The organism is Mesorhizobium sp. M4B.F.Ca.ET.203.01.1.1, assembly GCF_004791025.1.
Classification (GTDB): domain Bacteria; phylum Pseudomonadota; class Alphaproteobacteria; order Rhizobiales; family Rhizobiaceae; genus Mesorhizobium; species Mesorhizobium abyssinicae.
Map to the genome: position 1 here is coordinate 303,159 of NZ_SRUO01000004.1, position 22,768 is coordinate 325,926.

A 22,768-nucleotide genomic window follows, 5' to 3' on the forward strand; every position below is an offset into this window, starting at 1 on the left:
TATCGCCGCCGCAACCATCAGTGGATTCGTCGCGGCATGGCCCCGCATTCCTGCCGTAACCTCTTGTTAACCACCAATGTTTTGCATTTCTTATGCATTGCCTTGGACACTCCGGCCAGCCGGGGCGCGTGATGTGGAACGGGAACCAGATCGAGCCGCCAATGCAGCCAGTTGTACTGCCGTCGCCGGATGACTACCTTGTCGGCGGGCATGATGCCGTTCGGCAAAATCGAGAAAGCCTTCATGAAGGTCGTTGAACGCTACATCATGCGTCGCGCAGCGACGGTCTTCGTGGCCGCGCTGACCTGGACGCTGGCGATCGTGTGGACGACGCAGGTGCTCGCCAAGATCGATCTCGTCACCGACAGCGGCCAATCGGCGCTGACCTTCTTCGAGGTCGCGGCGCTGATCATCCCGTCGATCATCCCGATCGTGGTGCCGTTCGCGCTGGTGGTGGCGGTGGCGCAGACGCTCAGCGTCATGAACACCGATTCGGAACTGGCCGTCATCAATGCTGCCGGCGCCTCGCGCTGGACCATCGCGCGGCCGATCCTCCTGCTGGCGCTCGCGGCCAGCGTCTTTTCCTTTGCCGTCGACAATGGCGTCGACCCCTATGCCAGGCAGAAGAACCGGCAGCTGGTGGCGTCGTCGCGCGCCGACCTTCTGTCGCTGATCATCCAGGAAGGAACGTTCCGCAAGATCGACGACGGCCTGTTCCTGCAGATCGGCGAACGCCTGCCGGACAACAGGCTCGGCGGCATCTTCGTGGCCGATTCGCGCGAGGAAGGCGCCAACCTGATCTACTACGCCAAGTCCGGCAGCATCGTCGAAAAGGGCGACGAGAAGGTGCTGATGATGAATGACGGCGTCATCAACCGCAAATCGCTGACCGGCGACCTGTCGGTGATCCGCTTCACCTCCTATGCCTTCGACCTCTCGGCCTTCATGTCGGCGGCGAACGAGATCACGCTGCTGCCCAAGGACCGCACGACGCAGTACCTGCTCAACCCGGATCCCAACGACAAGATGTTCCAGCGCAAGCCGGGCAGCTACACCGCCGAGCTCGACCAGCGCTTCTCCGAATGGTCCTACCCGCTGGTGTTCGCGCTGATCGCGCTGGCGGTGGCGGGCGACGCGCGCTCGCACCGGGAAGCGCGGATCCATCCGCTGATCACGGCCATCGCGATCGCGCTGTTCGTGCGCTGGCTCGGCTTCTTCGCCGCCGGCAAGGCCGACAAGGTGCCGCTCTATGCCTATATGGTCTACGGCGTGCCGATCGTGGCCTCGGCTGTCGCCACCTGGTTCATCGTCTCGTCGAGGTCGATGGAACTGCCGGCGGCCTGGGCGGACTGGATGACCAATCTCGCCGGCCGCGTCAGCGAGACCTGGACGGCCATCAAGCTGCGTCTCTCCCGGCGCGCCTCCGGCCAGGGGGCATGACGATGGGCTGGACGCTGGGCCGCTACTTCTTCTTCCGCTACGTGTCGATCACCATCTGGTTCTTCCTAGGCCTGCTGGCGCTGGTGTTCCTGATCGACTTCACCGAACTGTCCGGCCGGACCACCGGCCTGCCCGGCTTCACCTACGGCACCGCCTTCGCCATTTCGGCGCTGAGGATGCCGATGATCATGCTGCAGACCGTGCCGTTCGTCGGCCTGTTCTCGGCGATGGCGACGCTGGTCTCGCTCAACCGCAAATACGAGCTGGTCATCGCGCGCTCGGCCGGCGTTTCCGCCTGGCAATTCCTGCTGCCCTGCTGCATCGGCGCGCTCATGTTCGGCGTGCTGTCGGTCGGCGTGCTCAATCCGATCGCGGCGCACGGCTTCTCCTGGTCCGAGCAGATGGAAAACCAGCTGCGCGCCGGCAATTCGAACGCGGTGCCGGCCGACACGACGCCTTGGATCCGGCAAAAGACCGCTTCCGGCGACACCATCATCGGCGCCCGGGCGATTCTCAACCAGGGCCTGGAAATGGCCGACGCGGTGTTCTTCGTGCTCGACCAGCAAGGCAACATCGTCGAGCGCAAGGACGCGGCGCACGCCTTCCTGCGCGACGGCTATTGGGAGTTGCAGGACGTCAAGGTGTTCAAGGACGGCACTATCCGGCCCGCGACATCCGACCGGGTCCAGACGAACCTCAAGCCTGAATTCGTGCAAGAGCGGCTGGCGCGCCCGGAAACCATTCCCTTTTACGACCTGCCCGGCAAGATCGAGGTTGCCCGTTCCTTCGGGCTGAAGGCAAATGCCTTCGCCATGCAGTTTGATTCGCTGGTGGCGCTGCCGTTCCTCCTCGTCGCCATGACGCTAATTGCGGCAACAGTTTCAATGCGATTTGCGCGTATGGGGCAGTCGGCGACGATGATTCTGGGTGGCGTCCTCGCCGGCTTTCTGCTTTATGTCGTTTCGGTATTGGTCAAGGCATTCGGCGTGGCGGGATTCGTCCCTACGGCGGTGGCCGCATGGGTTCCGGTTGTCGTGGCTATGTTCTTCGGGGTGACGTTTCTGCTATACAAGGAAGACGGCTAGTGAGGGAGGCGGTTTTGCGCAGCCATAGGCACGCCGGTTTGGCACGCCTCTATGGGGCGACCGCCTTGGCATGTCTGTTCGCCTGCGCGGTGCCGACGGTACCGGCGCTGGCGCAGGACATTACGGCGAATCCCGTTCCGTCCGGCACGCAGATGCTGCTTGCCGCAGATACGCTCGTCTACAACAACGACAACAACACGGTGACCGCTGTCGGCGGCGTGCAGATCGACTACGGCGGCAACAAGCTGGTCGCCCAGCGCGTCGAATACAACCGCAACACCAAGCGCCTGGTCGCGAGCGGTGCGGTCGAGCTGATCAACAGCGACGGCACCAAGATCAATTCGGACCATATCGACATCACCGACGACTTCGCCGACGGCTTCGTCAACGCGCTGCGTGTCGAGACCGTCAACAAGGCCTATTTCGCCTCCGAGAGCGCCGAGCGCATGGGCGGCGTTCTGACCACCTTCCACAACGGCGTCTACACGGCCTGCGAACCCTGCGAGGACAAGCCGGACAGCGCGCCGACATGGCGCGTCAAGGCGCGCAAGATCATCTGGAACGGCGAGAAGAAGACGGTCCGCTTCGAGAATGCAAATTTCGAGTTCTTCGGCTTCCCGCTCGCTTATCTGCCGGCTTTCGAGATCGCCGACCCGACGGTGAAGCGCAAGAGCGGCTTCCTGATCCCCGGTATCGTCTACAAGAGCGACCTCGGCGTCGGCGTCAAGATCCCCTATTACTTCGCCCTGTCGCCGACCTATGACCTCACCGTCACCGGCACCGGCTACACCAAGCAAGGCTTCCTCGGCGAAGCCGAATGGCGCCAGCGCTTCAACAATGGCGAATACAGCCTGAAGATCGCCGGCATCCATCAGCAGGATCCCGACGCCTTCATCGACAACGGCGTGCGCAATGTCGATTCGGGCGCGGCGGGCGATCCGAACAAGTTCCGCGGCATGATGGGCACCAAGGGCCAGTTCGCCATCAACGACCGCTGGAACTTCGGCTGGGACGTGCTGCTGCAGACCGACAAGAACTTCTCGCGCACCTATGCCATCGACGGCTACAGCGACACCGTCCACCAGTCGTCGATCTACCTGACCGGCCTCAACGACCGCAACTATTTCGATGTCCGCGCCATGCGGTTCGAGGTCCAGGAAAACACGCTCTCCAGCGACGCGACGGCGCGCGCCGGTGAACAGCCCTGGGTGCTGCCGTCGCTCGACTACGCCTACATCCCCGATATGGCCGTGGCCGGCGGGCAATTGTCGCTCAACGTCAATGCGCGCGTTATCAGCCGCGACCGGCTCGACGTGGCGCTGGCGGATCCTCTCGATGACACCTCGATCAACAATGTGCGCGGCATCGAAGGCCAGTCCAGCCGGCTGACAACCGAGGCTGAGTGGAAGCGTACCTTCACCACCGATGGCGGCCTGCAACTGACGCCGCTGCTGGCGCTGCGTGGCGACGCCGGCTATGTCAACGCCAATACCGCCTCGCTGAACGCGATCAACCAGATGGCGACCAATCTGGGCGAACAGGACGACATGCGCACCTCGCTGGCCCGCTACATGGCGACGCTAGGCCTCGAAATGCGGTGGCCGGTGCTGTTCTCGATGGCGAGTTCCAGCCATATCGTCGAGCCGATGGCGCAGGTATTCGTGCGTCCGAACGAGCAGTATGTCGGCGGCCTCGCTGTTCCCAACGAGGATGCGCAGAGCTTCGTCTTCGATGCCACGACGCTGTTCGAGCGCGACAAGTTCTCCGGCTACGACCGCATGGAAGGCGGCACGCGCGCCAATGTCGGCTTCCGCTATTCCGGCGCCTATGAGGGTGGCTGGAGCACCAACGCCATCTTCGGCCAATCCTACCAGCTGGCCGGCCAGAATTCGTACACCGCGCCCGACCTGGTCAATGTCGGCGCCTATTCGGGCCTCGACAAACCGACTTCGGACTATGTCGGGCTGATCGGCTTCAACAGCCCGAGCGGCTTCTCCGGCTCGCTCAGCGGCCGCTTCGACGAGCAGACCTTCGACGTCAGGCGCGCCGAGGTGAAGGCCGCCTATTCCGGCCTGCCGGTTTCGCTCACTGCCAAATATGCCTTCATCCAGGCGCAGCCACTCTACGGCTTCGAAACCGATCGCCACGAGGTCACGCTCGGCGCTTCGACCCACCTTGCCGAGAACTGGCGCGTCTTCGGCACCGGCACCTACGACATCAAGCAGAGCGTTCTGGTCAAGGACGGCGTCGGCTTTGCCTATAATGATTCCTGCTTCACCTATTTGATGACGTTCTCGGAATCGCGCGACCTTGTGACCAAGGAAGTGTCGCAGAATGTCGGCTTCAACCTGTCGTTCCGCACGCTTGGCGATTTCGGGTCGTCGACCAGCGCCATCGACACCATCCAGTGACGGCTGGCTGACGACATGGTTTCGCCGCATAGGGCTGGCAGGGGTTTCGGTCACATTGCGCATGACCCCGAAACCGGAAGACATTTGCCGAAGGATCATGCGCCAGATCAATTGCCATAGCGTCTGCCGCGGGTCCGAGGGGACGCTCGGCGCTGTAGAAGCGGGACAGAATTGGGATACGTGAGATGAGGAAATACCTGTTTTCAGCAGGCTTCGCGCTGCTGGTGGCGGCGACCTCGGTTTCGATCACGGCGATGACGCCGCCTGCCTTCGCCAGCACGATCAAATATGTCGTCAACAACGTACCGATCACCACCGGCGACATCGCGCACCGGGCCGCATTCCTGAAACTGCAGCGCAAGAAGGGCGATGCTGGGCAGGAAATGATCGACCAGACGCTGCGCATGGCCGAGGCCCGGCGGCTCGGCATCCGCATCACCGATGCCCAGGTCGATGCGGCGTATCAGCGCTTTGCCACCAACAACAAGATGCAGCTCAAGCAGCTCGACGGCATCATGGCGCAGTCCGGCGTCACCAAGGAGCACTTCAAGGACTTCATCCGCGCCCAGATGGCCTGGAACCAGGCGTTGGGTGCCCGCTATCGTTCCGGCGAGGGCGGCGCGGTGACAGAGCAGGACGCGGTGCGGCGCATGCTGGACAAGGGCGGCGCCAAGCCGACCGCCATGGAATACATGCTGCAGCAGGTGATCTTCGTGGTGCCGGCCTCCGAGCGCAGCGCGACACTGGCCAAGCGCAAGCGCGAGGCCGATGCCATGCGCGCGCGCTTCAACGGCTGCGACAGCACGCGCCAGTTCGCCAAGGGGCTGCTCGACGTCACCGTGCGCGATCTCGGCCGGGTCCTGGCGCCTCAGCTGCCGGCTGACTGGGCCGACCAAATCAAGGCGACCAAGGTCGGCGGCGCCACCGCCACCCGCGAGACCGAGCGCGGCATCGAATTCATCGGCATCTGCTCGTCGCGCGAAGTGTCCGACGACAAGGCGGCGCAGATGGTGTTCCAGAGCGAGGGCGGCAACGACAAGGACGCCGACGAGCTCTCGAAGAAATATGTCGACGAGCTGCGGAAGAAGGCCAAAATCGTCGAGCGCTAGATTGGCAGGGTTTTGGGCGTGAGTGAACGAGACGACAGAGCCACCTCCTGTCCATACCCGGGCAGATCGCCCCGCAAGACGGCCTAGACATGCGCAAGACCGATGCCCCGCTGGCAGTGAGCGTCGGCGATCCATCCGGCGTCGGCCCGGAGATCGCCATCGCCGCCTGGCTCGCCGGTGAAAGCGCCGGGGTGCCGCCCTTCTACCTGCTTGCCGATCCGACACTGATCGAGGCGCGCGCGCACCACATCGGCGCCAGGATAGCCATCGCCGAAACGCTGCCGGCGCAAGCAGCGCGGATGTTTTCGCGGGCGCTGCCGATCGTGCCGCTCGATGCCGGCCATGTCGACAATCCCGGGCGGCCCGACATCGCCAATGCCGCAGGCACCCTCGAAGCCATCGATCGGGCCGTGGCCGATTGTCTTGCCGACCGCGCCGCGGCCGTGGTCACCTGCCCCATCGCCAAGAAGCCGCTCTACGATGCCGGCTTCCGCTTTCCCGGCCACACCGAATATCTGGCGCATCTGGCGGGACTGCACACGGGCGCCGAGGTGACGCCGGTAATGCTGCTTGCCGGCCCGGAACTGCGCACCGTCCCGGTCACCATCCACATCCCGCTCGTCGACGTGCCGAAGGCGCTGACGAGCGAGCTGATCGTCACCACCGCACGCATCACCGCCGCCGACCTGAAAACCCGCTTCGGCATCGCCAGGCCGAGGCTCGCGGTCGCCGGCCTCAACCCGCATGCCGGCGAAGGCGGTGCAATGGGGGTGGAGGACAGGCGGGTCATCCAGCCGGCGATCGAGCAACTGAGGGCGGAGGGCATCGACGCCTTCGGACCGCTGCCGGCCGACACCATGTTCCATGCACGGGCGCGAGCCGGCTACGACGCGGCACTTTGCATGTACCACGACCAGGCGCTGATCCCGGCCAAGACGCTGGCCTTCGACGAGGCGGTCAACGTCACGCTCGGCCTGCCCTTCATCCGCACCTCGCCCGACCACGGCACCGCTTTCGACATTGCGGGCCAGGGCATCGCGCGCGCCGACAGCCTGATCGCGGCCCTGAGGCTCGCCCGCCGGCTTGCCGACAGCGGGACCGAGGCCGTGGCCGCATGAGCGCATTGCCGTGAGCCTGACCGCATGACGATCGACGGGTTGCCGCCGCTGCGCGAGGTGATCGAACGCCATGGGCTGCAGGCGAAGAAGTCGCTCGGCCAGAATTTCCTGCTCGACCTCAATTTGACCGGCAAGATCGCGCGCTCCGCCGGCGACCTCGCTGACGCCACCGTGATCGAGGTCGGCCCCGGCCCCGGCGGATTGACGCGGGCGCTGTTGTTCAACGGCGCCAGGCGGGTCGTCGCCATCGAACGCGACGAGCGCTGCCTGGAAGCGCTGGCGGAGGTCTCCAATCACTATCCCGGCCGTTTGCACGTCATTCCCGGCGATGCGCTGAAGACGGACTTCGCCGCGCTTGCCGGGGAAGCCGGCGGACCGGTGAAGATCGTCGCCAACCTGCCCTACAATATCGGTACCGAACTCCTGATCCGCTGGCTGACGATTGCCGAATGGCCGCCCTTCTACCAATCGATGACGCTGATGTTCCAGCGCGAGGTAGCCGAGCGCATCACCGCCGCCCCAGGCAGCGATGCCTATGGCCGGCTCGGCGTGCTCGCCGGCTGGCGCACGCAAGCCAGGATCGCCTTCGACGTGCCACCGCAGGCCTTCACCCCGCCGCCGAAGGTGACGTCATCGGTGGTGCATCTGGTGCCGCGCACGGCCCCCTTGCCGGTAGAAGCGAAAAAGCTCGGCCGCGTCACCGAGGCCGCCTTCGGCCAGCGCCGGAAAATGCTGCGGCAAAGCGTCAAGAGCCTCGGCGGCGAGGCCTTGCTGGTCCGCGCCGGCATCGACCCGACGCGGCGGGCGGAGACGCTCAGCGTGGACGAGTTCGTAAGGTTGACGAACGCGGTGTAGTGCTGCGGCCTCTCCTTCTCCCCTTGTGGGAGAAGGTGGCCTCGCGAAGCGAGGTCGGATGAGGGGTGTTGGACGGATCGCTACGCAGAAGGGCGTAAGCGCAGAAAAGCCTTCTGCTTTTCACGCCTCATTTCTTCCAGCACCCCTCATCCGTCTCGGCGCTGCGCGCCGATCCACCTTCTCCCACAAGGGGAGAAGGAGAGGCGCACCGCCTCACTCCGTCTTCTCGTCCAGCAACCCCGAAACGAAATCGAACAGGCCCGGCCGCCTGTCGCGCCGCAGCCGCTCGGCGGTGACGATGCCGCGCACCTCGGCGAAGGCGCGGTCGAGATCGTCGTTGACGATGACGAAGTCGTATTCCTTCCAGTGCTCGATCTCGAGGCGGGCGTTCTTCAGCCTGGTCTCGATCACCGATTCCTGGTCCTCGGCGCGGCGTTTCAGCCGCGCCTTCAATTCCTTCATCGACGGCGGCAGGATGAAGATCGAGACGATGTCGGCGCGCATCTTCTCCTTGAGCTGCTGGGCGCCCTGCCAGTCGATGTCGAACAGCATGTCGCGGCCCTGCGCCAGCGCCAGCTCCGCCGGCTCGCGCGGCGTGGCGTAGCAATTGCCGTGCACCTCCGCCCATTCGAGCAGGGCGTCAGAATCGCGCAGCCGCTCGAACTCGCGCATGGTGCGGAAGTGATAGTGCACGCCTTCGATCTCCGAGCCCCGGCGCGGTCTGGTGGTGACCGAGACCGACAGCTCGAGACTGGAATCGCTTTCGAGAAGATTGCGCGCGATCGTTGACTTGCCGGCGCCCGACGGCGACGACAGAACCAGCATCAGCCCGCGGCGGCGGATGCGGGACCCCAGATCCCTGGCAACCATCGGCTCCTTGGCAACCATCCGGGTCACTCCAGATTCTGAACCTGTTCGCGAAACTGGTCGACGACCGCCTTCAGCTCCAGCCCGATGGCGGTGACCGCGGCAGCGTTCGACTTCGAGCACAACGTATTCGATTCGCGGTTGAATTCCTGTGCCAGAAAATCGAGCTTGCGGCCGATGGCGCCGCCATTGGCGAGCAGCACACGCGCGGAAGCGACATGGGTCTTCAGCCGGTCGATCTCCTCGCGGATATCGGCCTTGGTGGCGAGGAAGGCCGCCTCCTGGTGAAGCCTGCTGGCGTCGAGATTGGCCGAAGCATCCAGCAACAGGCGGACCTGCTCGGCGATGCGTTCGCGGATCGCCGCCGGCTCGCGCGACGGATCCGCCTCGGCCTTCAGCGTCAGCGCCTCGATGGCGTCGATGTGGCCGGCAAGCAGCGAGCGCAGGGCGGCGCCCTCGCCCTGACGGGCCATTTCCAGGCCTACCAGCACCGTTTCGAGCGAGGCCAGGATGGCGCCGTCGAGCGCCGCCCGCGCCTCCTCGGTTTCGATCGTCTCGGGAATGTCGAGCACGCCGCGCAACGCGAGCAGCCCGTCGGCGGTGGCGGGGGCGGCGCCGAATTGCTCCTGCAGGCGCTTGGCCAGCCCGGCCAGATCCTTGAGGAAGGACTCGTTGACCACCGGCTGCACCTGCTGGCCGGCGGCGCGGCCGACCGTCAGCGTCGCCTGGAAATTGCCGCGCGAAAAACGCTTCTGGATCGTCTGCCGGACCGCCGGCTCGAGCCGCTCGAAGCCTTGCGGCAGCCGCAGCCTCACCTCGACGCTCTTGCCGTTGACCGATTTCACCTCCCAGGCGATCGAGGTGCCGTCATGTTCGGCGACCGCCCGTGCAAAACCGGTCATGCTCTGCAGATTCATAATGCCCTTGCGCCCCCTTGCGCGCGGTCGCGGACGTTGCGCGACCCTGAGCGGTTGATGGCATCGCCGAACCGCTCTAACTATTTGTTTCTACGCAATTCCGAACGGAAAGCGTTGCACACTTTTCCTGGAATTGCTCCAAAAAACCACGGCGCCCCCTCGAAGCGTACGCCGCCGTCAAAATATCAACGCCCCCTTGCAGCCGGGCGCAAGTTCAAAAGCGTTTGTCTATTGGGCGGCGCCCGCATCGCCACCGGCGTCACCGCTATCGTCGCCGGTGGCCGGCGCGTCGGTCTGGCCCTCGACCTTGGCGGCGCCAGCCTTGGCGGCGTCCTCGGCCTGCTTCTTCTGTAGTGCCCGGTAGCGGGCGACGTTCTGGTTGTGCTCTTCGAGCGTCGCGGCAAAGACATGGCCGCCAGTGCCGTCGGCGACGAAATAGAGATCGTCGGTCTTTGATGGATTGGCGACGGCCTCAAGGGCCGCACGGCCGGGATTGGCGATCGGCGTCGGCGGCAGGCCGTTGATCAAATAGGTGTTGTAGGGAGTCTGCTTGTCGATGTCCGACTGGTAGATCGGACGGTCGGCGGGTTTGCCCTTGCCGCCGAACAGGCCGTAGATGATGGTCGGATCGGACTGCAGGCGCATGCCCTTGGCGAGACGGTTGAGGAACACGGAGGCCACGCGCGAACGCTCGTCCCCCCTGCCCGTCTCCTTCTCGACGATCGAGGCCAGTGTGACGAAGTCCTCGACATTGGCGATCGGAAGGTCCGGCGCGCGCCGCTCCCAGACATCGTCCACCAGCTTCTTCTGGTCGGCAAGGAGCTTGTCGATCATCTGCTGGCGCGTGGCGCCGCGGGTGAAGCGCAGTGTGTCGGTGGCGAGGCTGCCCTCCGGCGGCATGGCCGCCGGCATGTCGCCGGTCAGCGCATCCTGCTCGGAGATGCGCTGCAGCGCCTGCTCGACTGTCAGCCCCTCGGGGATGGTCAGCGAATACATCACCGACTTGCCGCTCTTCAGCATTTCCATGATGTCGAGCATCGAGGCGCGCGGCTTGATCTCGTATTCGCCGGCCTTGAGCGCGGAATCATTGCCGGTGGCACGCACGCCGAGGCGGAAGATGCGCGCGTCGCTGATCAAGCCGCGCCGCTCGAGCTGGTCGGCGATGTCCTGAACGCCGGTGTTCGGCTTGACCAGGAAGGTGTCGCCATTGGCCGACGGGCCGGGTTCGGTGAACGCCTGCTTGCCGAAATAGAGCGCGGCGCCGGCCGCCAGGATCATCAGCATCACCAGCGAGATGACGAAATTCATGAACACGACGACCTGGCTGCGCGAGGCGCGCGAGCGTCGCGGCGGCGGCGTGCCGGCCTCGGGACGCAGCGCCTCGGCCGCCGTCTTCGGGACGATCGGACCAGTTGCGGCCTGCTGCTTGCCGAAATCTCCGCTGCCGCCCGGATTTGTGTTCATAGCGCCCTACCATCTGATCTCTTGGAGAGGCGCACGTCCCAGCGGACGCGCGGACCACGCTCCAACATTTCAACCCTGCGCCTCGTGCCTTGCGAAAACCGGCCGCGGTTTTCTGTCCGACGCGCGAATCCCCAAGGGCAGAGTAGGGGCGAATATGGCAAAATTGACGACAGGCCGCGCGAGCGGCCGCCGGCCCCACACTCAGCCATTGTAACGCTGGAAGACGAGCGAGGCGTTGGTGCCGCCGAAGCCGAAGGAGTTGGACAGCGCCACGTCGATCTGGCGGGCGCGCGGCTTGTTCGGCACGAGATCGATCGCCGTCTCGCGCTCCGGATTGTCGAGGTTGATGGTGGCGGGGGCCGTGTTGTCGCGGATGGCGAGGATCGAGAAGATCGCCTCCGCCGCGCCCGCCGCGCCCAGGAGATGGCCGATCGACGACTTGGTCGACGACATCGAGATCTTCGAGGCGGCATTGCCGACAAGGCGCTCGACGGCGCCGAGCTCGATCGTGTCGGCCATGGTCGAGGTGCCATGGGCGTTGATGTAGTCGATGTCGGCGGGCGAGAGCTTCGCCCGCTTCAGCGCCGCCGTCATGCAGCGGAAGGCGCCGTCGCCGTCCTCGGCCGGCGCGGTGATGTGGTAGGCATCGCCGGTGAGCCCATAGCCGGTGACCTCGGCATAGATCTTGGCGCCGCGCGCCTTGGCGTGTTCGAGTTCTTCCAGAACCACGACGCCAGCACCCTCGCCCATGACGAAGCCGTCGCGGTCGCGGTCATAGGGACGGGAAGCCTTTTGCGGCGTCTCGTTACGCTCGGTTGACAGCGCGCGGCAGGCGGCGAAGCCGGCCAGCGAAAGCCGGGTCACCGGCGCCTCGGCACCGCCTGCCAGCATCACGTCGGCATCGCCGAAGATGATCAGGCGGGCGGCATCGCCGATGGCGTGCGCGCCGGTCGAGCAAGCGGTGACGACGGCGTGGTTCGGGCCTTTCAGCCCGTGCCGGATCGACACCTGCCCGGAGACCAGGTTGATGATGTTGCCGGGGATGAAGAACGGGCTGATACGGCGAGGCCCGCGCTCGTGCAGGATCAGCGCATTCTCGGCGATGCCCTCGAGCCCGCCGATGCCGGAACCGATCATGACGCCGGTGGCGCAGCGCTCCTCCTCGGTGCCCGGCTGCCAGCCGGAATCCTTCAGCGCCTCGTCGGCGGCCGCGATCCCGTACAGGATGAAGTCGCCAATCTTGCGCAGTTCCTTCGGCTCGAGCACGGCTTCGGGATTGAGCGTGCCGTTGGAGCCGTCACCGCGCGGAATGACGTGGGCGATCTTGCAGGCAAGATCCTCCACTTCGAACTCGGTGACGCGCTTGGCTGCGCTGCGGCCGGTCAGCAGTTCCTTCCAGCTGTGCTCGAAGCCCATGCCAAACGGCGAAACCAGGCCAAGGCCCGTGACGACGACACGCCTCATCGCAGGTCCTCCCCGGTGATGCCCGCGAAAAGCCTCAGGCCGAGGCCTTGTCGATGTACTTCACCGCGTCGCCGACGGTCAGGATGGTCTCGGCGGCATCGTCCGGAATCTCGACGCCGAATTCTTCTTCGAACGCCATGACGAGTTCGACCGTGTCGAGGCTGTCAGCGCCCAGATCGTCGATGAAGCTCGCCTGCTCCGTCACCTTGTCGGCATCGACGCCCAGGTGCTCGATGACGATCTTCTTGACGCGCTCTGCGGTGTCACTCATTTGGGGCATCCTCGTCTTATGTTGAGTTGTCTTCGTTAGCGGGCGGAATGCCGCTAATCAAGCTGAAATATGGTCTTGCGGGTAACGCAACGCCACAGGACCGGTTTTTGCCCGAACCGCCGGGTTGCCGGCCGCATTACACGAAAAATGCGGGAGGTCCAAGCCGAAATGGCGCTTTTCACAACCGCCGGACCATAGTCGGAACAAGGCTGCTCAGATCATCGCCATGCCGCCATTCACATGAATGGTCTGGCCGGTGACATAGGCCGCTTCGTTGGAGGCGAGATAGGCGACCGCGGAGGCGACTTCGGCACTGGTGCCCATGCGCCGGGTCGGGATCGCCGCCATGATCGTCTCCTTCTGCTTGTCGTTGAGCTTGTCGGTCATGGCCGATTCGATGAAGCCCGGGGCGACGCAGTTGACGGTGATGTTGCGGGTGGCGATCTCCTGCGCCAGCGACTTGGAAAAGCCGATCATGCCGGCCTTGGAGGCGCAGTAATTGGTCTGGCCGGGATTGCCGGTGACGCCGACCACCGAGGTGATGTTGATGATGCGGCCATGGCGGCGGCGCATCATCGGATGGGTCAGCTCGCGCGTCAGCCGGAACACGGCGGTGAGGTTGACCTCCAGCACGCTGTCCCAATCGGCATCCGACATGCGCACGAACAGGCCGTCCTTGGTGATGCCGGCATTGTTGACGAGGATGTCGACGCCTTCGAGATCGGCTTCCGCCTTCTGGCCGAGCGCCTTGACCTCGTCGCGGTCGGACAGGTTGGCCGGGAATAGTTTCACGCGGTCGCCGAGTTCGGCGGCCAGCGCCTCGAGCTTCTCGAGGCGGGTGCCGTGCAGGCCGACGATGGCGCCCTGGCTGTGCAGCACGCGGGCGATCGCCTCGCCGATGCCACCCGATGCGCCGGTGACGAGCGCCTTGCGGCCGGTCAGTTCGAACATGTTGGTCTCCTGATCTCAGAGAGCACCCTTCACACGGGTGCGTTCAAATCGCCAGTGGATTATGCGAGCGCGGCCAGCGCCGCCTCGACATCGGCCGCCGTGCCGACGGCGCCCGCGGCAACGTCGCGGTTGATCCGCCGCGCCAGGCCCGACAGCACCTTGCCGGCGCCGACTTCGTAGAGCGTGGCAACTCCGTTGGCGGCGAACCACTCCACCGTCTCGCGCCAGCGCACGCGGCCCGTCACCTGCGCGACAAGGCGCCGGGCGATCTCGTCGGGATCGCTGGTCGGGGTGACCGTGACGTTGGAGACGACGGGAACCACCGGCGAATTCTTTGCCACGCCGGCCAGCGCCTCGCGCATGATTTCGGCGGCAGGCTGCATCAGCGCCGAGTGGAAGGGGGCGGAGACCTGCAGCATCAGCGCCCGCTTGGCGCCCTTTTCCGTGCACAGCTTTGCCGCCAGCTCGACCGCCGGCTTGGCGCCGGAGATCACCAGCTGGCCGCCGCCATTGTCATTGGCAACCTGGCAGATGGAGCCTTTTGCAGCCTCGGCGCAGGCTGCCTCGACATCGGCCTGCTCGAGCCCGATGATTGCCGCCATGGCGCCCTCGCCCGCCGGCACCGCCGCCTGCATGGCATTGCCGCGCACGCGCAGCAGGCGCGCGGCGTCCGCCACCGAAACGAAGCCGGCGGCGGCAAGCGCCGAATATTCGCCCAGCGAATGCCCCGCCACGTAAGCGACCTTGTCCTTCAGCGAAAAGCCGCGCGCTTCCAGCGCGCGGATCGCCGCCAGCGACACTGCCATCAGCGCCGGCTGGGCGTTGGCGGTCAGCGTCAGCGTCTCTTCCGGCCCTTCCCAGATCAGCTTCGACAGTTTCTCGCCGAGAGCGTCGTCCACTTCCTCGAACACTCTGCGCGCCTCGGGAAAGGCGTCCGCCAGGTCCTTGCCCATGCCGACGGCCTGGCTGCCCTGTCCCGGAAAGGTGAATGCGACGGCCATATCGAGGCTCTCCAATGGCTGATTTTACCTGCCTGTGGCGCAAGGCGGACGGGCAAGTCAAGCCCGCGCCACCCTGTCCGGGCGCGAAATCACCACCCGAGTGCCTGTTCCAAAAGGCTTTTTGGCGATCACTGATGATGAAAACCGCTCACGATTCGTTTGCTGGCTCTTCTTATTTTCGCCACAGGCGCTAGCTTTGCGTGACAGTTCAATGACAATTCAATGACGCCGATCGGATTGGCGCGCAGCGTGGGCCGGGGAATATCGAAGTGGCACGGATCAGGAAAGGCGCCGGGAAGGTGGCGCCGCAGTTCTTGGAAGACGATCCATCCACCGGCTATCTGCCGGGGCGGAGATGGCCGATCGTCCGCTACGGCCTCGTTACCCTGCTCGCCTCCGCCATACTGGTGTTCGCCATCGAATGGATCGTGCGCGGCGATTTTTCCGGCACCGTCGCCTTCTTCCTGCAGCCCTTCAAGCCGGGCTGGACCACCATCATCGTCTTCGCGCTGGTGCTGATCGGGCTGGACGCCGTGCTCGGCCGCAGCCACCAGAGCCTGATGATCGTGGCGCCGCTGACCCTTGCGCTGGCCTTTGTCGGCCACCAGAAGTCGCACTATCTCGGCGATCCGCTCTACCCGACCGATTTCCTCTACTCCCGCCAGATCATGGCGCTGATGCCGCTTCTGGTGCGCGAGCGGCCGCTGACCGCCGTCGCCATCGCCATCGCCATCGTGGCCGGCCTGTCGCTGCTCGTCTATGGCTGGCGCCTGTGGCGCCGCAAGGTGCCGATCCTCAGCCGCAAGGGTCGGCTGGCGCGGCTGACGCTGACGGTGCCGCTGCTTGCCTTCTTCGTGTCGATCATGGACTACGCCACCTTCTCGTGGACCCGCGACCGGCTGCAGATCATCCCGATCATGTGGGACCAGAAGGAGAACTACGCCTCCAACGGCTTTGCGCTTGCTTTCGCGCTCAACGTGCCGATGGCCCATGTCTCGGCGCCGGCCGGCTATTCCGACAAGGCGATCGCGGCGATCGCGAGACCTGACGTGACGGCCTCGGTGCCGGACGAGAAGCCCGACATCATCATCGTCATGAGCGAATCCTTCTGGGATCCGACCAAGCTGCCCGGCGTCACCATAACGCCGGACCCGATCCCCAATGTGCGGGCGCTGCGCTCCGGCTATATGTTCTCGCCGGAATTCGGCGGCATGACCGCCAATATCGAATTCGAGGCGCTGACCGGCTTCTCCAATGCCTTCCTGCCGGCCGGCTCCATCCCCTACCAGCAGTATGTGCGCACGCCGACGCCGTCGCTGGCGACCTTCCTGAAGAGCGAGGGCTACAGGGCGCGCGCCATCCACCCCGGCACCAACTGGTTCTGGAACCGCGGCGCCGTCTATGCCGATTTCGGCTTCAGCGACTTCCGCTCGGAGGAGACGCTGCCGCCGATGCAGAAGCGCGGGCCGCTGGCCTCCGACGCGGCGATGACCGACGAGATCATCCGCGAGGCGGACGCAAGCGAGGACCCGGTCTTCCTGTTCGCCGTCAGCCTGCAGAACCACGGGCCCTACGAGCCGTACCGCTATTACAATCCATCCCACAAGGTCGCGGCGCCGATCAGTTCCTGGGCGCGTGAATCGCTGCTGAGCTATGCCGAAGGCTCGGCCGACGCCGACCGCGGCCTGGAACGGCTGGTCGAATGGGCAAAGAAGCGCCAGCGGCCGACGGTGATCGCCTTCTTCGGCGACCATCTGCCGCCGCTCGGGCCGGTCTATGTCGAGACCGGCTTCCTCAAGGACAACGTCGCGCCGCGCAAGGAGCCCTCGCCCGAAGCGGCACTCGAGCACCACCAGACGCCGCTGATCATCTGGTCCAACCGCACCGGCCCGGCCGAGGAGATGGGCGCCGTCAGCCCCGCCTTCCTGCCCTACCATATCCTGACCACTGCCGGGATCACGCACCCCTACTATACCGGCTTCCTCGGCGCCCTGCGCGAGCGCTACCGCGTCGTCGACCGCAACCTTCTGCTGTCGCCGGCCGGCGAGGCGACGCCCGACTGGGCGCGGCAGAAGAAGATCGACCCGGCGATCAACGATTTCCGGCTGATCCAGTACGACATGATGTTCGGCAAGCGAAGCGCCGCACCGGACTTCTTCCCCGAAACGGTCGACAAGGTCGTCGCCCACACAAGCTGAGCCGGCGGGCGAACCCGCCGTTCAGTTCGTCAGCTGCAGCTTCGAAAATTTGCTGGCGATGGTCTGGAAGACGTTCGGCAGCTTGCTTGGATCATTGACGGCGTAATAGTCGCTCGGATCGGAGGCGCAGGCGCTGTAGAGCGCGCGGTTGGCCGCCGTATCGGCCTGCAGCACCATGGTGTAGACCTGCACGCCCTGGCTCTTCAGCTGCGTGCAGACATCCTTTGTCCAGCCATCGACATTGCGCGCAGCCGCCGTCTGGTTGTCGGAGCCGAAACGGCCGCCTCCAAGATAGCCGTAGGAGGTATAGTCCGACTTGGTCGGCTGGCCGCTGGCGCCGTAGACGACGTTTTCGCCGTCGGTCAGCAGCATCACGACCTTGCTGACGCCCGAGGTCTTCCAAGGCGTGGCGTCGGTATAGGGCGGCTGCGGCGACAGCACCCGCATGCCCCAGGCCAGCCCTTCCGAGACATTGGTGCCCGAACCGTTCCATTCGCTCATCTGGGCTGCGGCGGCGCGCAAGCTGTCGAAATCGTTGGTCAGCGGGACGATCGGGGTCGGGCAGGCGCGATTCGGACCGACGGTGATGGTGTTGCCGGTCTCGGTCACGATCTTGTTGGTCGAGGCAACATAACGCGCGACCTTGCTGACATTGGCGTCGAGAACGCCACTAAGGTCGATGCCGAGGACGTTGGCGCCCGGCAGCGCCAGCTTGATCTTGTCGATTGTGTCGTCAAGATAGGAGTTGTTGTAGCCGGTCGACGAATTGCCGTAGGAAGCGGACGGCTTGCGGGCGACGTCGGGATCGTCCGGCGCGAGGTAGGGGACGAACAGCGTGTCCGGGTTGGACGGATCGGGTGGCGTGTCGGAGATGTTGTAGGCGCCCGGCCGCGCCTCGACGCAGCCTTTCCAGCCGGTCCCCTTCCAGCCGGTGTGCTTCAAGGCCGGAACGTCCTGCTGAAGCTGCTTGAACAGCGACATATGATCTGGACGTTTGCCTTTTACTGCCGGGAAATTGATGCCGTTGGTGGACGACTTGCCGTTCAGGTCGATCCAGGACGGGTCGAAATCGGGGCCATTGACGTTGACGGCGGTGACAAACGGCACCAGCGAGGCGCGCACCTGGCGAGTCGGCGACTTGGCCGCCTCGAGATAGTCGATCAGCGACTTGGTCGCCTGCCTGAGCGCGCTGATGCGCGCGCCGGCCATGGAGCCGGTGTTGTCGAGCACCAGCACGACTTCGAGCTGGTTGTTCGATTCCATCGCCGAGGCATCGACAGTGATGTGCCTGTCGTCGCCGAACAGGAAAGCGAAGTTCAGATTGACGTCGGCCGAAGCGACTGCCTTGGTCTTGATGTAGGTGACGCCCTTGTCGACGCTGAGCGTGGCCTGGGCATTGGACAGTTCGCGGTGGGTCGCGACATTGGCCTGGAAATAGCGGTTGAAGGCATCGCTGCGCGAGATGTCGATGTCGCCGAGATGCGAAGAGGCCAGGTTGGCCGCGTCAAGCGCGTTCTGCAGATTGCTCCTGGCCTTCATCAGTGTCGAGACATCGGTGGCGAAGGCCACGGCGGTGAGGATCGCCGGCACGCCGAGCGCCAGCACCAGCGCGAAGTTGCCGCGCTTCGAGCGCCAGAAATTCTTGAGAAGCATCCTACCCCCGGATCGCCAAGCAGACCGCCCCCGCGCGGTCACCCGATTTCGTGCGCTTCTCGTCGTGAATTTGAGGTTACAACACAAAACAACCGCTTATGGTGGTTAAAGCCCGATTACCGGAAAATCGATAAAATAGCTTGCTCCCGAATGTTGGCGTTTTTTCCTGACTGCGACGGCAAGGACCGACGTCCTCCCTTGCCTTCCCCGGGAATTGCTGTATAGACCCCCGCAATCTGCCGGTCCTTGCTGGGGGCTGTACGGAGGGCCGCAGGCTTATCGAAAGCCTGCGTGTGAAGCCAGAAGCGCTTCCGCCTCCCGTGTCTCCGCTCTCGACCGTCTCGTCATGCTCCTTTCTTCCCCGCTTCGCGGGTCAGAGAAGTTGCAGAGGCTTTAGCCGCGAGGAACCGGGAGAGAAACGAAGAAAGGCACCGATACACTATGGCTCTATACGAACATGTGTTCCTTGCCCGGCAGGACCTCTCGCAGCAGCAGGTCGATGCGCTTGTCGAACAGTACAAGGGCGTCATCACCGCGAATGGCGGGTCCGTCGGCCGGGTCGAGAACTGGGGATTGAAGTCCCTCACCTACCGGGTCAACAAGAACCGGAAGGCTTACTACACGCTGATGGACCTGACCTGCCCGCCGGCCGCGCTCAACGAGATGGAGCGCCAGATGGGCCTGTCCGAGGACGTGCTGCGCTTCCTGACCATCAAGGTCGAGGCGCATGAGGAAGGTGCGTCGGCGATGATGCAGAAGCGCGAAGAGCGCTCCGAGCGCGGCGGCTTCGGCGACCGCGACCGTGGCGACCGCGGCCCGCGTTCGTTCGGCGACCGCGATCGTGGCGACCGTGGCGATCGTCCGCCGCGCAGCTTCGACGGCGAGCGCGGTCCGCGCCGCCCGCGTGAAGGCGCTGAAGGGGGTGCAGAATAATGGTCGACATCAACCAGATCCCGACCCGGCGCCCGTTCCACCGTCGCCGCAAGACCTGCCCGTTCTCCGGCGCCAACGCGCCAAAGATCGACTACAAGGACGTGCGTCTGCTGCAGCGCTACATTTCCGAGCGCGGCAAGATCGTGCCGTCGCGCATCACCGCCGTCAGCCAGAAGAAGCAGCGCGAGCTCGCCAAGGCGATCAAGCGCGCCCGCTTCCTCGGCCTGCTGCCCTACGTGGTTCGCTAAGACTTCCGAAGCGGGCGGCCAGCCGCCCGCTTCTTTCCCCACGGCGACGGGCGCCGCAGGGTTGGACATCAAATCCCGGGTTGAGGCCGAAAGCCTCTAACTGCCGCGACAGGCAGGACAGCGACACGGCGGCAACGCCCCCTTTGCTTCCTGACCTGTTCCAGATCAATCCTGCGCCGATCCCCGCGATCGACGCCAAGACGAAGGAACAAAACCATGGAAGTCATTCTTCTCGAACGCGTTTCCCGCCTCGGCCAGATGGGCGACACCGTCAAGGTCAAGGATGGGTTCGCCCGCAATTTCCTGCTGCCGCAGGGCAAGGCGCTGCGCGCCAACGAAGCCAACAAGAAGAAGTTCGAAGGCCAGCGGACCCAGCTCGAAGCGCGTAACCTCGAGCGCAAGTCGGAAGCCTCGCAGGTTGCCGAAAAGCTCGACGGCAAGAGCTTCGTGGCCGTGCGTTCGGCCGGCGAGACCGGCCAGCTCTACGGTTCGGTGTCGACCCGCGACATCGCCGACCTGCTGACGGCGGAAGGCTTCTCGGTCAACCGCAACCAGATTCAGCTCAACCACCCGATCAAGACCATCGGCCTGACCAATGTGGCCATCGCGCTGCATCCGGAAGTCGAAGTCACGATCACGCTCAACATCGCCCGCACCGCCGACGAGGCCGAGCGCCAGGCCAAGGGCGAGACGCTGACGACGGCCGAAGCCATCTACGGCGACGACATCAACGACAATGCGCGGCCGGAAAACTTCTTCGACCCGAACGCCGAGTTCGAAGGCGGCGAAGACAACGCCTGACCAGGCACGATCGAGCGCCACAGCGGCGCTCGAAACGCCTTGACTGCCACCGGTTTCGACTGGACCAACGCCCGGGCCTCGCGCCCGGGCTTTTTTGTGCCAAATGGAACTTTTCGAACCCCTATATCTTGATGCAGACTACAGCGTCGCGCGTCCTTTGGACGCACAAAGGACGTCGTAGTCCTTTGACTTGGCGCATGATCCCGCCGCGAAATCGATAGCGATTTCGGGACCCTGCGTCAGGCCATCCTGTCTGACGTTGGGGACATTTGGTCATGAATATTCTCTTGAAGCGCCTTCTCGACCGCCTGGTGCGCACCGGCAATCTCAAAGTGACCGGGCCGAAGGGCTCGACGGTCACCTTCGGCGACGGCAGCGGCGAGCCGGTGCACATGCACATCAAGACAAAGCACGCCGAACGCGCCATCAGCTTCGATCCGATGCTGGCGGTACCCGAAGCCTATATGGACGGCGAACTCGATATCCTCGAAGGCGGCGTGCTTGGGGTGATGCGCATCGCCTTCCAGAACATGGGCAGCGGCGGCATCGATGCGACCTGGTCGAAGGCGATCGAAGGCCTGCGCCACGCCTTCCGCCGGCTGCAGCAGATCAACACCGCCGCGCGCGCGCGGCGCAACGTGCAGCGCCACTATGATCTCTCAGGCGACCTCTACCGGCTCTTCCTCGACGAGGACATGCAGTATTCCTGCGCCTATTTCGAGCAGCCCGACATGACGCTGGACGAGGCGCAGGCGGCCAAGAGGCGGCACATCGCCGCCAAGCTGCGGCTGAAAGCCGGGCAGACGGTGCTCGATATCGGCTCCGGCTGGGGCGGGCTCGGCCTCTATCTCGCCAAGGCCTTCGACGTCGACGTGCAAGGTGTGACGCTGTCGATCGAGCAGCACGGCGTCGCCACAGACCGGGCCCATGTGCAAGGGCTGCAGGACAGGGTGCATTTCGACCTCAAGGATTATCGCTCGCTCAACGAACGCTTCGATCGCATCGTCTCTGTCGGCATGTTCGAACATGTCGGCGTCAACCACTACCGCACCTTTTTCGAGAAGTCGGCGACATTGCTCAAGCCCGACGGGGTCATGCTGCTGCACACGATCGGCCGCTCCGGCGTGCCGTGGGCGACCAGCGCCTTCGTCCGCAAATATATCTTCCCGGGCGGCTACATCCCGGCGCTTTCCGAGGTGATGCCGGCGATCGAGAAGTCGGGCCTCGTCGTCACCGACATCGAAATGCTCAGGCTGCACTATGCAGACACGCTGAAGCATTGGGGCATGCGCTTCGCCGCCAACCGCGACAAGGCCAAGGCGATCTACGACGAGCGCTTCTGCCGCATGTGGGAATTCTACCTCGCCGCCTCGGAAGCCGCCTTCCGCTGGCAGGACCTGGTGATCTTCCAGATCCAGCTCGCCAAGAGGAACGACACGCTGCCGGTCACCCGCGACTACATGGCCAAATGCGAGAAGGCGTTGGAAATGCGCGACATCGGCCACCGGCCCGAGCCGACCGTCGCCAAGCCCGCCCGCCGCCGGAAGGTGGCGGACGGGGAGTAGGAAGCCGGCGGCATCGCGGCCAATCGGCCCATTATCCTTGCCATAGCCGGCCCAAGCATGAAAAAGGTCTCGTTATCGCGAGACCTTTTTTCATGACCTATCTCATCTACATCGCCGCCGCGCTTGCCGAGATCGCCGGCTGCTTCTCGTTCTGGGCCTGGTGGCGGCTGGAGAAGTCGCCGCTGTGGCTGGCGCCGGGGCTCGTCTCGCTCGCTTTGTTCGGTTTCCTGCTGGCGCTGGTCGACACATCGGCCGCCGGCCGCGCCTACGCCGCCTATGGCGGTATCTACATCGCGGCATCGCTCGGCTGGCTGCGGCTGGTCGAAGGCGTGCGCCCCGACCGCTGGGACCTTGCCGGTGCGGCGATCTGCATCGCCGGCGCTTCGGTCATCCTTCTCGCACCCCGGGGAGCGTGAC

The 22,768-nt window shown here is 64.8% G+C and carries 20 protein-coding genes; 12 read left to right on the forward strand and 8 right to left on the reverse strand.

The window, feature by feature from the left end; genetic code table 11:
• The first annotated feature begins 243 nt into the window (after positions 1-243).
• From lptF to rsmA, 6 genes are all read left to right on the forward strand, one after another.
• Positions 244-1,440 (forward strand): LPS export ABC transporter permease LptF, encoded by a 1,197-nt coding sequence (gene lptF / locus EN846_RS11370; protein WP_127392416.1) that lies wholly within the window; start codon positions 244-246, stop codon positions 1,438-1,440.
• A 2-nt stretch (positions 1,441-1,442) separates the two neighbouring features.
• Positions 1,443-2,525: an LPS export ABC transporter permease LptG gene (gene lptG / locus EN846_RS11375; RefSeq protein WP_127392419.1), complete on the forward strand. Its 1,083-nt coding sequence runs from the start codon at positions 1,443-1,445 to the stop codon at positions 2,523-2,525.
• Complete coding sequence (locus tag EN846_RS11380) at positions 2,525-4,936, forward strand: LPS-assembly protein LptD (RefSeq protein WP_187331191.1); 2,412 nt, start codon at positions 2,525-2,527, stop codon at positions 4,934-4,936. The genes lptG and EN846_RS11380 overlap by 1 nt, the downstream gene beginning before the upstream one ends.
• 185 nt (positions 4,937-5,121) lie before the next feature.
• Entirely contained in the window at positions 5,122-6,045 is a 924-nt protein-coding gene (locus EN846_RS11385) for a peptidylprolyl isomerase (RefSeq protein WP_127287107.1), read from the forward strand.
• 89 nt (positions 6,046-6,134) lie between these two features.
• Positions 6,135-7,163, forward strand: a complete 1,029-nt coding sequence (pdxA, locus tag EN846_RS11390) for a 4-hydroxythreonine-4-phosphate dehydrogenase PdxA (RefSeq protein WP_127392414.1) — start codon at positions 6,135-6,137, stop codon at positions 7,161-7,163.
• A 24-nt stretch (positions 7,164-7,187) separates the two neighbouring features.
• Positions 7,188-8,018: a 16S rRNA (adenine(1518)-N(6)/adenine(1519)-N(6))-dimethyltransferase RsmA gene (gene rsmA, locus EN846_RS11395; RefSeq protein ID WP_127392413.1), complete on the forward strand. Its 831-nt coding sequence runs from the start codon at positions 7,188-7,190 to the stop codon at positions 8,016-8,018.
• 213 nt (positions 8,019-8,231) lie between these two features.
• Here rsmA and gmk read toward each other — a convergent pair whose 3' ends face one another.
• The 7 genes from gmk to fabD form a co-directional block, all read right to left on the reverse strand.
• Entirely contained in the window at positions 8,232-8,906 is a 675-nt protein-coding gene (gmk, locus tag EN846_RS11400) for a guanylate kinase (protein ID WP_245478501.1), read from the reverse strand.
• Between the two features lie 5 nt (positions 8,907-8,911).
• Entirely contained in the window at positions 8,912-9,802 is an 891-nt protein-coding gene (locus EN846_RS11405) for a YicC/YloC family endoribonuclease (protein ID WP_127285716.1), read from the reverse strand.
• A 228-nt stretch (positions 9,803-10,030) separates the two neighbouring features.
• Positions 10,031-11,266 (reverse strand): endolytic transglycosylase MltG, encoded by a 1,236-nt coding sequence (mltG, locus tag EN846_RS11410; protein WP_127311673.1) that lies wholly within the window; start codon positions 11,264-11,266, stop codon positions 10,031-10,033.
• 201 nt (positions 11,267-11,467) lie between these two features.
• Positions 11,468-12,730 carry a beta-ketoacyl-ACP synthase II gene (gene fabF, locus EN846_RS11415; protein WP_127393661.1) on the reverse strand — a complete coding sequence of 421 codons (1,263 nt, stop codon included), beginning with the start codon at positions 12,728-12,730 and terminating at the stop codon, positions 11,468-11,470.
• 34 nt (positions 12,731-12,764) lie between these two features.
• Entirely contained in the window at positions 12,765-13,001 is a 237-nt protein-coding gene (locus EN846_RS11420) for an acyl carrier protein (protein WP_006203723.1), read from the reverse strand.
• 213 nt (positions 13,002-13,214) lie between these two features.
• Entirely contained in the window at positions 13,215-13,952 is a 738-nt protein-coding gene (fabG, locus tag EN846_RS11425; protein WP_127285713.1) for a 3-oxoacyl-[acyl-carrier-protein] reductase, read from the reverse strand.
• A 59-nt stretch (positions 13,953-14,011) separates the two neighbouring features.
• Positions 14,012-14,953, reverse strand: coding sequence for an ACP S-malonyltransferase (gene fabD / locus EN846_RS11430; RefSeq protein WP_127393660.1), 942 nt, complete (start codon positions 14,951-14,953; stop codon positions 14,012-14,014).
• Positions 14,954-15,222: 269 nt separating this feature from the next.
• Between fabD and EN846_RS11435 the strand changes: the two genes are divergently transcribed.
• Positions 15,223-17,151, forward strand: coding sequence for an LTA synthase family protein (locus EN846_RS11435; RefSeq protein ID WP_128346509.1), 1,929 nt, complete (start codon positions 15,223-15,225; stop codon positions 17,149-17,151).
• Between the two features lie 21 nt (positions 17,152-17,172).
• On the opposite strand, the gene EN846_RS11440 is transcribed toward EN846_RS11435, so the two are convergent.
• Positions 17,173-18,804, reverse strand: a complete 1,632-nt coding sequence (locus tag EN846_RS11440) for a pilus assembly protein (protein WP_127393176.1) — start codon at positions 18,802-18,804, stop codon at positions 17,173-17,175.
• Positions 18,805-19,245: 441 nt separating this feature from the next.
• Here EN846_RS11440 and rpsF point away from each other — a divergent pair, with 441 nt between their 5' ends.
• The 5 genes from rpsF (at position 19,246) to EN846_RS11465 (ending at position 22,767) form a co-directional block, all read left to right on the forward strand.
• Positions 19,246-19,737 carry a 30S ribosomal protein S6 gene (gene rpsF, locus EN846_RS11445; RefSeq protein WP_127311714.1) on the forward strand — a complete coding sequence of 164 codons (492 nt, stop codon included), beginning with the start codon at positions 19,246-19,248 and terminating at the stop codon, positions 19,735-19,737.
• The gene (gene rpsR / locus EN846_RS11450; protein ID WP_006203718.1) at positions 19,737-19,985 is read left to right on the forward strand and encodes a 30S ribosomal protein S18; all 249 of its coding nucleotides are present in this window, start codon (positions 19,737-19,739) and stop codon (positions 19,983-19,985) included. Before rpsF ends, rpsR begins: the two co-directional genes overlap by 1 nt.
• A gap of 216 nt (positions 19,986-20,201) precedes the next feature.
• Entirely contained in the window at positions 20,202-20,786 is a 585-nt protein-coding gene (gene rplI, locus EN846_RS11455; RefSeq protein ID WP_127393175.1) for a 50S ribosomal protein L9, read from the forward strand.
• 275 nt (positions 20,787-21,061) lie between these two features.
• Positions 21,062-22,351: a cyclopropane-fatty-acyl-phospholipid synthase family protein gene (locus EN846_RS11460; protein WP_127393174.1), complete on the forward strand. Its 1,290-nt coding sequence runs from the start codon at positions 21,062-21,064 to the stop codon at positions 22,349-22,351.
• 92 nt (positions 22,352-22,443) lie between these two features.
• Positions 22,444-22,767: a YnfA family protein gene (locus EN846_RS11465; RefSeq protein ID WP_127310952.1), complete on the forward strand. Its 324-nt coding sequence runs from the start codon at positions 22,444-22,446 to the stop codon at positions 22,765-22,767.
• Position 22,768 lies beyond the last annotated feature (1 nt).